This window comes from Faecalibacterium sp. BIOML-A1 (assembly GCF_009679715.1).
In the GTDB taxonomy this organism is placed as follows: Bacteria; Bacillota; Clostridia; order Oscillospirales; family Ruminococcaceae; genus Faecalibacterium; species Faecalibacterium taiwanense.
In genome coordinates this window covers 76,268-90,822 of record NZ_WKZJ01000010.1, presented here as the reverse complement: position 1 = coordinate 90,822, position 14,555 = coordinate 76,268, and the positions used below count along the sequence as shown (strand labels likewise).

12 protein-coding genes are annotated in these 14,555 nt (G+C 57.9%); 2 read left to right on the top strand and 10 right to left on the bottom strand.

Translation table 11 applies throughout. The features are described from left to right. Nucleotides 1–17: 17 nt before the first annotated feature. Complete coding sequence (locus tag GKG36_RS11135; protein ID WP_154260732.1) at nt 18–992, top strand: glycerophosphodiester phosphodiesterase family protein; 975 nt, start codon at nt 18–20, stop codon at nt 990–992. 108 nt (nt 993–1,100) lie between these two features. Here the strand turns inward: GKG36_RS11135 and GKG36_RS11130 are convergent, their stop codons facing one another. From GKG36_RS11130 to GKG36_RS11085, 10 genes are all read right to left on the bottom strand, one after another. Next, nucleotides 1,101–2,063: an AEC family transporter gene (locus GKG36_RS11130; RefSeq protein ID WP_154260730.1), complete on the bottom strand. Its 963-nt coding sequence runs from the start codon at nt 2,061–2,063 to the stop codon at nt 1,101–1,103. A 3-nt stretch (nt 2,064–2,066) separates the two neighbouring features. After that, the gene (locus tag GKG36_RS11125; protein WP_154260728.1) at nt 2,067–3,605 is read right to left on the bottom strand and encodes an AAA family ATPase; all 1,539 of its coding nucleotides are present in this window, start codon (nt 3,603–3,605) and stop codon (nt 2,067–2,069) included. Nucleotides 3,606–3,616: 11 nt separating this feature from the next. Beyond that, nucleotides 3,617–5,059, bottom strand: a complete 1,443-nt coding sequence (locus GKG36_RS11120; protein ID WP_044953965.1) for a VWA-like domain-containing protein — start codon at nt 5,057–5,059, stop codon at nt 3,617–3,619. Nucleotides 5,060–5,240: 181 nt separating this feature from the next. Continuing rightward, the gene (locus tag GKG36_RS11115) at nt 5,241–6,341 is read right to left on the bottom strand and encodes a leucine-rich repeat protein (RefSeq protein WP_173012961.1); all 1,101 of its coding nucleotides are present in this window, start codon (nt 6,339–6,341) and stop codon (nt 5,241–5,243) included. A 466-nt stretch (nt 6,342–6,807) separates the two neighbouring features. Further along, nucleotides 6,808–8,727: an ABC transporter ATP-binding protein gene (locus GKG36_RS11110; RefSeq protein ID WP_154260726.1), complete on the bottom strand. Its 1,920-nt coding sequence runs from the start codon at nt 8,725–8,727 to the stop codon at nt 6,808–6,810. Continuing rightward, nucleotides 8,727–10,478: an ABC transporter ATP-binding protein gene (locus GKG36_RS11105; RefSeq protein WP_154260724.1), complete on the bottom strand. Its 1,752-nt coding sequence runs from the start codon at nt 10,476–10,478 to the stop codon at nt 8,727–8,729. The genes GKG36_RS11110 and GKG36_RS11105 overlap by 1 nt, the downstream gene beginning before the upstream one ends. Nucleotides 10,479–10,777: 299 nt before the next feature. Beyond that, nucleotides 10,778–11,263: a MarR family transcriptional regulator gene (locus GKG36_RS11100; RefSeq protein ID WP_243139075.1), complete on the bottom strand. Its 486-nt coding sequence runs from the start codon at nt 11,261–11,263 to the stop codon at nt 10,778–10,780. Nucleotides 11,264–11,680: 417 nt separating this feature from the next. Beyond that, nucleotides 11,681–12,271: a VTT domain-containing protein gene (locus GKG36_RS11095; protein ID WP_243139073.1), complete on the bottom strand. Its 591-nt coding sequence runs from the start codon at nt 12,269–12,271 to the stop codon at nt 11,681–11,683. Between the two features lie 156 nt (nt 12,272–12,427). Beyond that, nucleotides 12,428–13,417, bottom strand: coding sequence for a 3'-5' exonuclease (locus tag GKG36_RS11090; protein ID WP_154260719.1), 990 nt, complete (start codon nt 13,415–13,417; stop codon nt 12,428–12,430). 18 nt (nt 13,418–13,435) lie between these two features. After that, the gene (locus GKG36_RS11085) at nt 13,436–14,251 is read right to left on the bottom strand and encodes a Cof-type HAD-IIB family hydrolase (protein WP_005944024.1); all 816 of its coding nucleotides are present in this window, start codon (nt 14,249–14,251) and stop codon (nt 13,436–13,438) included. A gap of 95 nt (nt 14,252–14,346) precedes the next feature. Here GKG36_RS11085 and GKG36_RS11080 point away from each other — a divergent pair, with 95 nt between their 5' ends. After that, a complete protein-coding gene (locus tag GKG36_RS11080; RefSeq protein ID WP_154255525.1) occupies nt 14,347–14,484 on the top strand; it encodes a hypothetical protein in 138 nt (45 codons plus the stop codon). Nucleotides 14,485–14,555: the final 71 nt, after the last annotated feature.

Below are 14,555 nucleotides of genomic sequence, written 5' to 3'. Positions count from 1 at the left end.
AGAAAGAATTGGAATTTATGACACCTGAGATCATTGCACACCGCGGCGCGTCCTATCTTGCGCCGGAAAATACCCTTTCTGCGTTCCGCAAGGCGATGGAGATCGGCGCGGACGGCGTGGAAATGGACGTACAGCAGACCAGAGATAAAAAGCTGGTGATCCACCACGATTTTGTCATTGACTGGCACACCGATATGCGTGGCCAGATCTACGACATGACCGAGGGCGAGCTGAAGGCGCTGGACTTTGGCAGCTGGAAGGATGTGAACTATCAGAACGAGAGGATCGCTACCCTGCAGGAGGCACTGGCTCTATGCAGGGAAATGGAAGGTACCATCGTTCAGCTGGAAATGAAGGCCACCATCGATGACGACCCGGATTTTGTCCCCCGCGTGATCGAGGAGGTGCGTGCAGCAAACATTACTGACCGGCTGGTGGTGATCTCGTTCAACCACGACCTGCTGCGGCAGGCAAAGCAGCTGATGCCGGAGCTGAAGGTGGGCGTGCTGGTCTACGGTGCGTTGGAGACCATGGCGCTGCCCACTAGCACATGGGAAATGCTTGGCCTGCAGAACGGGCTGGAAGAGGATGATTTTCCACAGCTGCCGCCGCTGTCGGTGGAAAATGTGGATGACGAAAACTGCAGCTGGGCCCTGCGCTGGATGGGCAACCAGATCAGTATGCTGCAGGCGAACTTTCCGGGCAAGAGTCTGGTAGAGGTAGCCCAGCGCCTGCTGGAACAGCGGGACCCGGTAAAGTATGTGCAGACGCTGGACTTCAAGCCGGACTGGGTGAGCTGCGAATATCACACCGCTTACCAGCAGCCCAGCATGGTGCAGAAGCTGCATGATCTGGGCATCAAGGCGGCATACTGGACGGTGGACGGGGAACAGGCCGTGAAAGACCTTTGGCCCCTGCAGCCGGATGCCATCGTCACAAACCGCCCGGACCGCGTGCGGGAATGGATCTCTGAACTGGAAATGACAGAATAAAGGGCAGAAGCTGCATCCCTTCGATGCGGCCTGATTCCCCAAGCAACATCTGAAAAGCAAACAGCGGACAGCCTGCAGGCCGTCCGCTGTTGTGCTATGCAAAAGATGTTATAAAATATATCCGAGGCTCCGCAGCACGAACAGCCAGAAGGTCAGGCTGAATGCGCTGAACAGGGTGGTGGTAACGCACACGCTGCCGGTAAGCACACCTTCGTGGCCCATCTGCTTTGCCATAACGTAGCACGCCGGGGTGGTGATGCTGCCCAGCATCACCAGCAGGGCCACCAGCTTTTCGTCGGTAAAGCCAAAGCGCACAGCCAGCGGCAGGAACAGCGCAGGCAGCACCATCAACTTGACCACAGTAGCCACAGCAGTATGCTTGAGGTATCCCAGAGCTTTTTGGCCCTTGAAGCCTGCACCAATGGCAAGCAGGGCCAGAGGGCTGGTCAGACCGGCCACATTGGAAAGGGCCTTATCCAGCATGGCAGGCACGGAAATGTGCAGCATGCTCCACGCAAAGCCCGCTGCAATGCCCAGAAGGATGGGGTTCGTCAGGATGCCTTTCACACTCTTTTTGAGCTTTTCAGCCATATTGCCGGTCTGAGCCTGCGCAGTGGGCGCTTCCAGCATCAAAATGACCACTGCCATGATGTTATACAGCGGCACACTGCCAAGGATCATCAGGCTGGACATGCTGGCATCGCCGTAGATGCTCTGCAGAAAAGCCGAGCCGAGGATGGCAGCCGACGAGCGGTAACACACCTGAACGAACTCGCCCACAAGGCCGGTGCCCTTTAAAAACAGCTTTGCCAGCGCCCAGATCACAAGGATGCACGCCAGTGTGACCGCAAAGCAGAACAGCACATACCGGCCATCGAAGGTGGCGCGGACATCATTTTTGCCAAGGTCGCGGAACAGCTGCACCGGCAGTGCCACATAAAACACGAACTTGTTGGCCCCGGCCACGAACGCATCGCTCAGAAAACCGGTGCGGTGCAGCACATAGCCCAGCAGCATGATAAAGAACAGCGGCATGGTGCTGTTCATGCTGAACAGAAGATTTTCCAGCATGGCTCACACCCCGCCGTGGCGGCGCTGCTCTGCCGCCAGCTCCTGCTGCAGGGCAGCTTTGCGGTGGTCCAGCAGCAGGTCTTTGTTGTACTTGAAGTAGCGTTCGCAGCCGTTCTCGGTGAGGAAGGCGTGGGACACCGGGTCCACCGTCAGCTCGGTGACGAACACCACCATCTCCTGGCTTTCGGCAAAGGCCTGTTCCATAAAGTCGAAAGCGGCTTCCAGCGCGGCGCTGGCGGTCTGCTGGGCCTTTTCGCGCTCATCGGCAAGGGACTGGAACTGCCCGCGCAGCAGGTCGAAGGCTTCCTGTGTGCCGGCGGCGTTGGCACGGCGCAGTTCGCCCTCCCAGCCGCGCAGCACGGCCAGCACCTGCAGGCGGGTGGTCAGAGCATCTTTGCTCAGCAGCCCGGCGGCACGCTTTTGCTGTGTTTCGGTGTCGTAATCCATGATCTGCTGGTGGAACATTTCTGCCGAGCCGTCCGGGATATCCTCCGGAACGGTGGCAAGGGCTTTTTTGGTCTCCCGCAGAAAGGCATAGCAGCTGTCGGCCACTGCATCTGCCTGACGGGAGGCCGTGAACCGGGTGCCGAGGCCTGCAAGGATCAGGCTGACCAGCGAAAGCCGCTCGTCGAAGGGGGCCTGCAGCAGCCGTGCGAACACGGCGGGCTTTGCCTGTCCGGCCAAGATCTCCTCTACGCCGTAGTCGTCGCGGTACTTATAGTAAAGGTCGAGGTAGGCGGAGAAGTCCTCTGCGATCTTCGGGTGCTGGATGTACTCGCGGATCAGGTCTTCATCAGCCTGCAGACCCAGTGTTTCGTAGGTATCCAGCAGATTGGAAAGATCCTCCCAGCCGCGGGCGGTCACGAACTGGGTGCCGTCCACATCGGCGTTGATCTGGTAGAAGTTCTGCGGGTGCAGCTCCAGATAGCTCAAAATGGCGCTGTGGATGTGGGCAGCGCGGGCATAGTCCTTCCACACGGGCAGGTCCGGCTCAATGTCCATGCGGCGCACGCGGTCCAGCGTAACGATATCAAAGTTGCGCACAGATTTGTTATATTCCGGTGGGTTGCCTGCCGCCACGATCACCCAGCCCGCAGGCACGGCCTGATTGCCAAAGGTCTTGCATTGCAAAAATTGCAGCATGGTGGGGGCCAGCGTTTCCGACACACAGTTGATCTCGTCGATGAACAGAATGCCCTCGGAGAGGCCGGTGGCCTCCATCTTGGCATAGATGCTGGCAATGATCTCGCTCATGGTGTATTCGGTCACGGAGACATCTTTGCCGCCATAATTGCGCTGGCGGATGAAGGGCAGACCCACGGCGCTCTGGCGGGTGTGGTGGGTGATGGTGTAGGCCACCAGCGCCACGCCGCACTCCCGGGCTACCTGCTCCATCACCTGCGTCTTGCCAATGCCCGGAGGCCCCATGAGCAGAATGGGACGCTGCCGGATGGCCGGGATGGCGTATTCGCCCAGAGCATCCTTGGCAAGGTAGGCTTTTACGGTGTGTTCAATTTCTTCTTTGGCTCGTTTGATATTCATAACAAATTCCCTCACGAATTGTTCAGGTCACGGTACAGGTCGTCCTCTTCGGCCAGCGCGTCGGCAAGGGTGCTTTGCGGGCGGGCTGCTGCACCGGTAAATTCTTCTTCATCCAGAACCACCTTCATGGCCCACGGCGGCACGTTGGCGTCATCGAACCGCTCCCCCAAAAACAGAAAGGCGGTGTCGTAGGCCGGGCGCTTGGCGGGGTAGGTGCCCATGCCGTCGGTGAAGTACAAAAGGCCCCGCAGGTTCGAGAACTTCTTCTCGGCGCACAGCTGGTTCACGTATTCAAAGGCCGGGCGGAAGTCCGTTCCGCCGCCGCCCCTCAGCTCAAAATGGTTCATGGCGTGGATCAGCTCGTCCTCATTGTGGATCAGGATATCCTGCCGGATGGCGTTATCGGCCTGGATCAGGTGCAGGTTCATCCGGTGGAAAAAGTTCTCCTGTCCTTTCAGCAGAGTGTAGGTCTCCGCAAGGAACGCCCGCACCAGTTCACCGGAGGTGGAGTAGCTGGTGTCGATGACAAGGGCCAGCTCCTCGATCTTTTTGCTCTCCCGGCTTTCCAGAGGCTCGATGAGGGGCAGGTTTCCGTACACCGAAAGGCCGTAGGTGTAGAAGTTCAGGTCGAACTCGTCCGGGTCCAGCTTTACTTCCTCCCGCAGCACGCAGAACCGGCGCAGAAAATCCCGGTAGCTGCGGCGGCTGCGGTTGGCGGCTTTTACCTGCTGCTTCAGGGCATCGGCACCGTCCCCGGCTTCCTTATCCCGCAGGTCCAGCTCTGTCTGCATCCGCTCCCCGATCTTCTGCCACGTTTTCTGGGGCAGCGGCGTGGGCATCTGCTGGGGCTGGTCAGGCGCATCCTTGGGCCACAGACGGTGGTCGTCGGTCACGAACTCCCGCTCCAGCTGGCGCAGCACGCCGGGGGTCTGCCGGGTGAGCCACCGATACACCGGCGCGGCTGCCACCACGGTTTCCTCGGCGGTGATCTGCTGGTAGGCGTTCTGGCGCACATAGGTCAGCGGGCGCTTGACGCTGGTGCGGTTCAGGCTGTCGATAACGTTTTCCACTGCGATATCACAGGCAAGGCTCCACAGCTGCGGCTCCCGGCGGCCTTTCAGCCACAAATGCCGGAATACGCAGTGGAATATGGTGTGCAGATACAACCGGTTGAGATATTTTGGATTGTCCTGATAGAGCCGCAGCAGGTGGCTGGGCTGATAAAACAGGACCTGACCGTCCGTAGCCAGCACCCGGCACCGCTCGTCCGGGGCGGGGGACAAGGCACTGAGCGCCATATCCAGAAAGCGGAAGTCCAGATACAGCCCGCTGCGCACCACCGCCAGCACCTCGCCGCCCATGCGTGCCTGCCACTCCTCGTGGGTCTCCGGCCGCTGGGACTGGAACGGCTTGCGCGGGTCAAAAAATTTTTCTTTTTGGATCGTTTGGGGCAAAAGTGTCACCTCACTTAGAACCCTCTCAGCCTCGCTGCAAACTCCCCCAGTCATCGCTGCGCGATGCCAGCCCTCTCATGGATGGGGCCTCTGGCGAAACCGGAAGCTTACCCTTACTGCCAAAGGCTTCCTCTTAGAGGGAGCTGGCGCACGAAGTGCGACGGAAGGAGTTTTCTGCTGTTTAAAAATCAAAATCGTACCGCTGCTTTTTGGGCTGAGGAACATACTTTTTGTGCTCCGCATCCGCCAGCAGAGCGGCGGCAGCGGCGTTCCCGGCCTTGGCGGCAAGGGCTGAAGCTTCGGCAAAGCCGTCTTTGTCCAGCACATCCAGCGCAATGAGTGCACGCACGGCATCATTGTCCTGCGCCTTCAGCAGGCGGGCCAGCACCCGGCCTGTGTTGGCTGCCAGAAATGCCCGGTAGTGCCCGGCGGCGGCTTCGGTCAGCTGCCACGGATACCGCAGCCGGTCAAAGCAGAGCATTGCCATCACATTGGCATCGTCGGCATCGTGGCCCTGCGGGAAGATCGCGTCGTATTCTGCGGGGAGGAATTTGTTCTCTAAAAAACACTGCCGGTAATGATATCCTTGGCCGGAAAAGGTGTGCAGAAGGATGTGGGCGGGGGTCTCCTCGATATCCTCCCAGTAGGCGGGATACCAGAGCGCCGCCAGCGGGGCTGCTGTACCGGCAGGGCAAAACTCAGCCCGCACCGCTTCGGTGATGTTGTTCACAAGGGCAAACAGGCCGGTAGGTTCTTCAGGGCCTGTCTGCACCCGGATGGTCTCCAGCGCGAAGCAGTTCAAAAACACATCGCTGCCCATGGTCAGGCTGCCCGTGCCCACGGTGAGCAGACGCAGCTTGCGGCAGTTGTAGAATGCGCAGCTGCCGACGACCTGTAAGCTGTCCGGCAGGGTCAGCTCTTCGAGAAAGTTCCCACACACCGGGTGCAGGTCGTCTGCATCCGAACCGGCAGCGGGCGCGTCAAAGTCGAAGTCATACCGGCGGCAGGTGCCGCCCACCGTCTGCCCAAAGGCCCGAATCAGCCGCGCCGTGCCGTCCGGGGCCGCCTCGTAGCGGCAGGTCTTGTCTGCCGCAGGCAGGCTGCGCGGCTTTTCGGAAAAGCAGTAGTCGCCCAGTTCGGTAACAGCAAAGCTGCCGCCCTCCGGTGCTGGCAGTGTGCCGGGCAGCGCGATACACGGCTCTGTGCCGTACACCCGCACCAGCCGGGCGGTGTCTGCCGAAAGGGGCAGGATGTCCAAGGTGAGTGTGCTCTCCGAAACCACGATGCAAAACTCCTCAATTTGATAGAATCATTCAGCTTTCAGTATAAACCAACGGCAAAGCCTTGTAAAGTATAAAAAATTCTGACGTAACATAGTAGAAAAATGAATCAGAAACCTCTTGACTTTTGCATGAAAGTGCGTATAATAAGGGTAGGCAACGCGATAAGGCCGAACGTGTTTACCACGTAAAAAATCGAAGCACCCCGGTAGAACCAGTACCGGGGTGCTTCTTTTCATTAGTGCTTGCTGCCCTTGAAGAACAGGCTGTCAAGCCACTTGCATAAATAGTAGGCTACTACCTCTGCTGCGACAGTCTGAAAAAACGCGATAAAGCTAGGCATGTTTACCACCTCCTTTCCGCGACAGGGGGATCGGAGAAGGGCCGCAGAGCCAGTATAACACAAAAAGCGGCAGCGCGCAATTTGATGCACGCTGCCGCTTTTTCATTGAGAAGGTAGAAAAAAGCTTAGTCCTCGGCCAGATTGCCGGTGTACAGCTGGTAATACTTGCCTTTTTTGGCGATCAGCTCGTCGTGGCTGCCGCGCTCGATGATGCGGCCCTGCTCCAGCACCACGATGCAGTCTGCATTGCGGACGGTGGACAGGCGGTGCGCAATGACAAAGCTGGTGCGGCCGTACATCAGGCCGTCCATGCCGCGCTGCACCAGCGCTTCGGTGCGGGTATCGATGGAGGAGGTGGCCTCGTCCAGGATCAGCACCGGGGGATCTGCCACGGCGGCGCGGGCGATGGCCAGCAGCTGGCGCTGGCCCTGCGAGAGGTTGGCACCATCGCCGGTGAGCATGGTGTTGTAGCCTTCCGGCAGGCGCTTGATGAAGCCATCCGCGTTGGCAAGGCGGGCGGCGGCGATGCACTCTTCATCGGTGGCATCCAGCCGGCCGTAGCGGATGTTCTCCATCACCGTGCCGGTGAACAGATGGGTGTCCTGCAGAACGATGCCCAGAGAACGGCGCAGATCGGCCTTTTTGATCTTGTGGATGTTGATGCCGTCGTAGCGGATCTTGCCGTCCTGAATGTCGTAGAACCGGTTGATGAGGTTGGTGATGGTGGTCTTACCGGCACCGGTAGAGCCGACAAAGGCGATCTTCTGGCCCGGACGGCCATACAGGTTGATATCGTGCAGGACGGTTTTTTCCGGCACATAGCCAAAGTCTACATCGGTAAAGGTGATGTTGCCTTCCAGCTTGTGGTAGGTGGTAGTGCCGTCGTGGTGCGGGTGCTTCCATGCCCACAGGCCGGTGCGCTCGTCCGTCTCCACCAGCTGGTCGTTGCGGTCGTACTTTGCGTTGACAAGGGTCACATAGCCCTCGTCGGTCTCGCTCTCTTCGTCCATCATCTTGAAGATACGCTCGGCACCGGCCAGAGCCATGATGATGCTGTTGGCCTGCATGGACACCTGACTGATGGGCATGTTGAAGCCCTTGTTCAGGCTCAGGAAAGCCACCACCGTGCCAAGGGTCGTGCCGCCCATGCCGCTCACGGCCATGGCTGCGCCTGCCAGCGCACAGACGGCATAGCTGATGTTGCCCAGCTGGGCGTTGACCGGCATCATGATGTTGGCAAAGCTGTTGGCTTTGTTGGCGCTGTCCTTCAGCTGGTCGTTCAGCTGGCGGAAGCCGGCCAGCGCCTTCTGTTCGTGGGTGAACACCTTGACGACCTTCTGGCCTTCCATCATTTCTTCGATGTAGCCGTTCAACTTGCCCAGATCCCGCTGCTGCTGGATGAAGTATTTGCCGGACTGCTGGGTGATCTTTTTGGAGCAGAACATCATCAGCGCCACCATCAGCATGGTGACGATCGTCAGCTGCCAGCTGAGCATGCACATGCTGAAGAACACCGAAACAATGGTAATGGCGCTGGACACCAGCTGCGGGATGCTCTGGCTGAGCATCTGGCGCAGGGTATCCACGTCGTTGGTGTACACGGACATGATGTCGCCATGGGGATGCTGGTCAAAATACTTGATGGGCAGGCTCTCCATGTGGGTGAACAGCTGGGTGCGCAGGTTGCGCAGGGTGCCCTGCGTCACGTTGACCATGATGCGGGCGTTGAGCCATGCGGCCAGAATGCCGATGACGTAGATGATGCCTACCCGCAGCAGAGCTGCTGCCAGCGGGGCAAAATCCGGGTCCTGCTGCTGGGTCATGGGCACGATGTAATCGTCCATCAGGGTCTTTAAGAACAGACTTGCCTGTACGTTTGCCAGCGCGCTGACCACGATGCAGACAAGCACAAGGATGCAATGGGGCAGATAGTGCCGGAATACCTCATCCATAATGCGCTTCAGCAGCTTGCCCGGGTTTTCCACTTTGGGCCGGGGGCCGCCCATGCGGGGGCCGGGGCCGCGAACTTCTTTTGCCTGAGCCATTACTGTTCACCTCCCTGTTTGTCAAAGTCGCCGCTGCCCTGGGTCTGGCTGTTGTAAACTTCCTGATAGATGGCGTTGGTCTTGAGCAGCTCTTCGTGGGTGCCCAGACCATCGATCTTACCATTATCCAGCACAAGGATGCGGTCGGCGTCCTGCACCGAGGAAATGCGCTGTGCAATGATGATCTTGGTGGTGCCGGGGATCTCCTCCCGGAATGCCTTGCGGATCTTGGCATCGGTAGCGGTATCCACGGCGCTGGTGGAGTCGTCCAAAATCAGAACCTTGGGCTTGCGCAGCAGGGCGCGGGCGATGGTCAGGCGCTGCTTCTGGCCGCCGGACACATTGGAGCCGCCCTGCTCGATCCATGTATTGTATTTGTCCGGGAAGCGCTCGATGAACTCATCGGCGCAGGCAAGCTTTGCCACACGGATGCACTCTTCCTCGCTGGCGTTCTCGTCGCCCCAGCGCAGGTTATCGAGAATAGTGCCGCTGAACAGCACGTTCTTCTGCAGCACCATGGACACCTCGCGGCGCAGCACGTCGAGGTTGTAGTCGCGCACATCCACGCCACCCACCTTCACGGTGCCGGTCTCGGCATCATACAGGCGGGGGATCAGCTGCACAAGGCTGGATTTTGCGCTGCCAGTGCCGCCGATGATACCTAAGGTCTCACCGGGCTTGATGCTGAAGGTGATATCATTCAGCACCGGCTGGCCGCTGCCGTGCTTATACTTGAAGGTGACATGCTCGAACTCGATGCCGCCGTCCTTCACCTGCTGCACCGGCTGCTTTGCGGGGGGCAGGTCGGTGGTCTCGTCCAGCACTTCCACAATACGCTTTGCGGAAGCGGCAGACATGGAGATCATGACAAAGGCCATGCTCAGCATCATCAGGGCCATGAGGATGTTCATGATGTAGCCGAACAGAGCGTTCAGCTGGCCGGTGGTGATGGCACCATGCAGAACGTACTTGGCACCCAGCCAGCTCAGGGCGATGTTGCAGCCGTAAACGGCGGTGAGCATGGCAGGGTTATTGAAGCTCAGGCGGCTCTCAGCGTTCACAAACTGGTCGTACAGGCTCTGGCAGGCTTTGGTGTACTTCTCGTTCTCAAAGCCCTCGCGCACGAAGCTCTTCACTACGCGGATGGCGGAGACGTTTTCCTGCACGGACGCGTTCAGGGCATCGTAGTTTTTGAACACCCGGTCAAAGATGTGGAAGGTGGGCACCATGATGCCTGCCAGCACCGCCACCAGAAAGACCACAGCCACCACGAAGATCAGTGACAGCGGGCCGCCGATCATCACGCCCATGAACAGGGCGAACACCAGATGCACCGGGGCGCGCACGCACATGCGCTCGATCATCTGGAAGGCGTTCTGCACGTTGGTCACGTCGGTGGTCATACGGGTGACAAGGCCTGCGGTGGAGAACTTATCAATGTTGGAAAAAGAATAATGCTGGATGTTCTCATACATGGCATCGCGCAGATTTCCGGCAAAGCCGGTGGATGCCTCGGCGGCGTATTTGCCGGCCAGAACGCCCAGCGCCAGCGCGACCACAGCCACCAGAAAGGTGAGCAGGCCATACTTGAGGATGGCGTTCATATCGCCCTTTTCAATGCCCTGATCGATGATAAAGGCCATGATGGTGGGCAAAAGCACATCCATCACGGCTTCCAGAGCGGCAAAGAGCGGTGTCAGGACTGCGGCGCGTTTATACTCGCCCAGATGCGACACTAACTTTTTGATCATCTGAGTTACCTCCTGTTACTTTTTATTTGTTTGGTACAGAACAATTTTATACAAAACATTTTAATTGTCAAGACGTTTCAAAAAATGTTCATAATTACTAATTTAGCAAGCCGATTTTAGGCAAGTTGACAAACCCTCTCAGTCAAAGCCTGTCGGCTTTGCCAGCTCCCCCAAAGGGGGGAGCTTTTCTTGCTCTGAACGATACGACCTGCTTTGAATTGGACGCATCACCCTTTGTATTATGGTGCACATAGCTCCCCCTTCGGGGGAGCTGGCGAGCAAGGCGAGCCTGAGAGGGTTCATTTCAGTGCATCCCGCAGCTTGTTTAAAAGCCGCAGCAGCTCGGTATTTTCCTCCGCTGTCAGCAGCCCAGCCACATAGTCGTCGGTCTGGTGGAAGCAGAGCATCGTCTTTTCGTGGAAGCAGATGCCCTCTTCGGTGAGCACCAGCTGCTTGAGCCGGGCGTCTTGCGGAACACTGCGCCGCTCGATATACCCCTTGCGCTCCATCAATTGCAGGATGTTGGTCACGGTGGAGCGGGTGATAGAGAACTCCCGCTCAATGTCCCGCTGGAACACGGGGGTGTCCCGGTGGCGGTAGAGATACCCAATGATCCACCCGTGCATGGGGGTGGCCTGCTCCACGTCATTTTCGCGGGCAAACTGGTTGATCTTGCGGAAGATCAGGTTGTCCACCCGGCGGATCTGCGCCGGGATGACCTGTGGGCTTTCCCAAGGGGAATCGGCGTGATTGCAGCACTCGTTTTTGGTTTCGTCACACATCATGGTTTTGTCCTTCATGGTTGTTTTGGCATCAAACAGTTTTAAATAAAACTGTTTGATAGCATACATATTATACAGCAGTCAAAGTGAATGTCAAGGGGAAGGGAACGATTTTAAATGCCCTCCGATTTGCTCTGGGCATAAAATAATGAAATATTATTTTTCATATTGCAAACCAGCCAAGCCTGCGGGCTTGGCTGGTTTGCTTTTTCACGGAAGGGGCCGTAGTTGCAAGCGGCATATTTTCCGGTTGCGCGGTCATTTCCGAAGGAAATAAGCGCAACAGATGGAGTTTACCTTTTGGGCCATTCCTGTGAAAATGCAACAGCAGACAGCCCGCAGGCTGTCTGCTGTTGCCCTATTATAAAAATATTTTTCCGCTAAATATGCCCAGAGCGAAGCAGAGGGCATTCTAAATTATTATTCCAGATTGTGTTTTTTGCAGAACTGTTTGCTCACCCAGTACATCCCGCCCCACAGCAGAACGGCCAGCACCAGATACAACGGGTTCTTCATGGAACTGACCAGCGACTGCCCAAACACTGCCATCATGGCAATCATCACACCCTTGCCCAGCAGCATGGTAATGAGATAGCGCTTTTCGTCAAAGTCCGAGATGCCAAAGGCCAGATGCATAAAGGAGCTTGGCGCGAAGGGCAGCAGCGTGAGCATGAACAGCGACGAAGTGTCCAAGCGGTTCACCCACTGCTGAGCCTTTTCCAGCTTGGGCGAGCGGGAGGCAAACTTCCAGAAGAAGCACTTGACCACCCGCCGCCAGAACAGGAACATGATGCTGCCACCCAGCGCCACACCGGCCCAGCTGTACAGAAAACCCAGAATGCCGCCGTGAGCCGCTACATTCAGCGCCACAATGGCAATGAGCGGCAGCGGCGGAAAAAACGACTCCACCATGGCCAGCATGATGGGGGCAATGGGGCCAAGGTTGCCAAAACTGTCCAGCAGAGTTTCCCAGAACTCCAGCGTTCCCAGCTGGCGCAGACAAAAGTTCATTGTGCACATCCATCCCTTCCGCCTGCGCTTTCCCATCCGCAGGTTCCTCTATCCGTAGTATATCCATATTGTATGACACAAGCATGAACACAAAGCGACATTTTTTTTGCCCTGTGCACAGCTTCCTTGGGATACTACGAAGCTGCCGGTGCTGTTTTACTCCGCAGCCTGCTTTTCTGCGCGGGCCTTCATGCGCTCCAGCTGGGCGGTGCGCTGCTTTTCCCACCGGGCAAGAGAAGCATCGTCCGGGATCTGCAGGCAGCGGGCGTAGCTCCAGTGCAGGCCGTCGCGGCGGGCCAGCTTGTAGCGCTGGAACACACCCTTGCCTGCGGCATTGCTGCTGCCGGCGCAGTGGGGGCACTGGCTCAGGGTGTACCAGCTGTTGCTGCCCTTTTTCAGCCACACATCGTCCGGAGTCAGTGGTGCGCCGCACTCCGGGCAGTTCATGGTGTAAATTTTGGGGTCGGTGCGCCAGGTGTACTGCTCCACATAGCCGCGGAAGACCTCAAAATCCCGGTAGTCGCCGGGGGTGGGGCACAGGCTGGCCCGCAGGGATTCCTCCTCAGTGGGGTAGGCCGCAAGACCGGCCCGCAGGTCGAGCATTCGGCAGACATCGGCGGTGTACAGCGTGTCGGAAAGGGCATCGTGGAACTGCCGCTCCATGGGCAGCCCTAAGCGGGTGACGACGCTTTCCAGCGTCATGCCCTCGCCCTCTTTGCGGGGATGCTCCCGCAGGAACACCTGCTGCAGGTCGTACCAGACGGTGGGTTTTGATTCGTCGATGTTGCACAGGTACAGGTTCTGCTTGAGCACCGGTACGTCATCCATGCCCCACTCGGCAAATTCGGCATCCGGGCCGCACCACTGCATAAAGCGGCGCAGGCCCTGCACGATGGGCTCACCCTTGTCCAGATCGGCCTGCGTCAGGCCGGTGACTTTAGCAATGTGATGCTGCAGCTTACGGAAGATGCGGGGCCGCAGATGGATGGAAAAGGTGTCCAGCACGTTGGCATCCTCGTTGATCTTCACGGCACCGATCTCCACGATCTCGCCCCGGAAGGTCTGCTGCACGCCATGGTAATTAAAGGTATACGGCTGGTAGCCGATATTCCATTCCAGATCAAATAAAACCAGATTGCGCGGCATTGTTTTGTGTTCCTCTCGTTACTTTAAAATAAACTTCTCCACAGCCTCGGCCACACCGTCGTGGTCGTTGTCGGCGGCAGTCACATAGTCGGCTACGGCCTTTACCGGCTCTTCGGCGTTCTGCATGGCCACGCCCACACCGGCGTACTCGATCATGGAGCGGTCGTTCAGGCCGTCGCCGCAGGCCATCAGGTTTTCGCGGCCAAGGCCCATGTGCTCCAAAAGGGCGGCAAGGCTGCCGTCCTTGGCAACGCCCAGCGGCACGGCTTCAATAAAGAACGGGCTGGAGGGGTACAGGTCGATGCGGCCGTCAAACTGTTTTTTGCCGGCGGCCCACACCTCGTCCCGGCGGGCGGGGTCCAGCGTGATGAGCATTTTGCAGATGGGGTAATCCACATACTTTGCCAGATCGTCCACGCCGGTCATGGGCAGCTTGCAGGTAAAGCACTCGCGCAGTGCCCACTTGTCATCCGGGTGCTCGGTGACAACGCCCTCTTTATTATAGGTGATAATGGTCACGTTCTGTGCGGCGGCAAAGGCGCACAGCTCGGGTACGTACTGGGCATCCAGCTGTTTCTGGTACAAAGTCTCGCCGGTGCGGCAGTCGATGATCTTGCCGCCGTTGTAAGAAAGGATGCAGCCGCCCTTTTTATCCAGCCCCAGTTCCTTTGCCAGCGGCAGCACGCCCGCGGTGGGACGGCCGGATGCCAGCACGATGGTGACACCCTTTGCAATTGCGGCATCCAGTGCGGCGCGGGTGCGGGGTGTAACTTCCTTCTGGCTGTTGGTCAGGGTGCCATCCAGATCCAGTGCCAGAACTTTGATCTCTGCCATATAAAATCCTCTCAATTTATATAAAGGTAAAAAAGCACTTACTCTCTTATTGTACAATGAAATGCCATCATCTTTCAACCCTTGCAGAGACGTTTGTGGAAAAAGTGGTGGCACTTGAGCAGGATTTTACATCCCTTTCCGGCTTTTTACGTTGGCGCGGATGCAGCCGCACCGGTTTTACCAAAGCTTTGCGGCGGCATGGTTTTTCCCCGCAAGGCGGTGCGCTACAATAAAAGCGTTCCCACAAGAAGAAAAACGGGGCCTGAGGCAGGCCCGCAATGTTTGATTGAATGAAAAGAGAGGA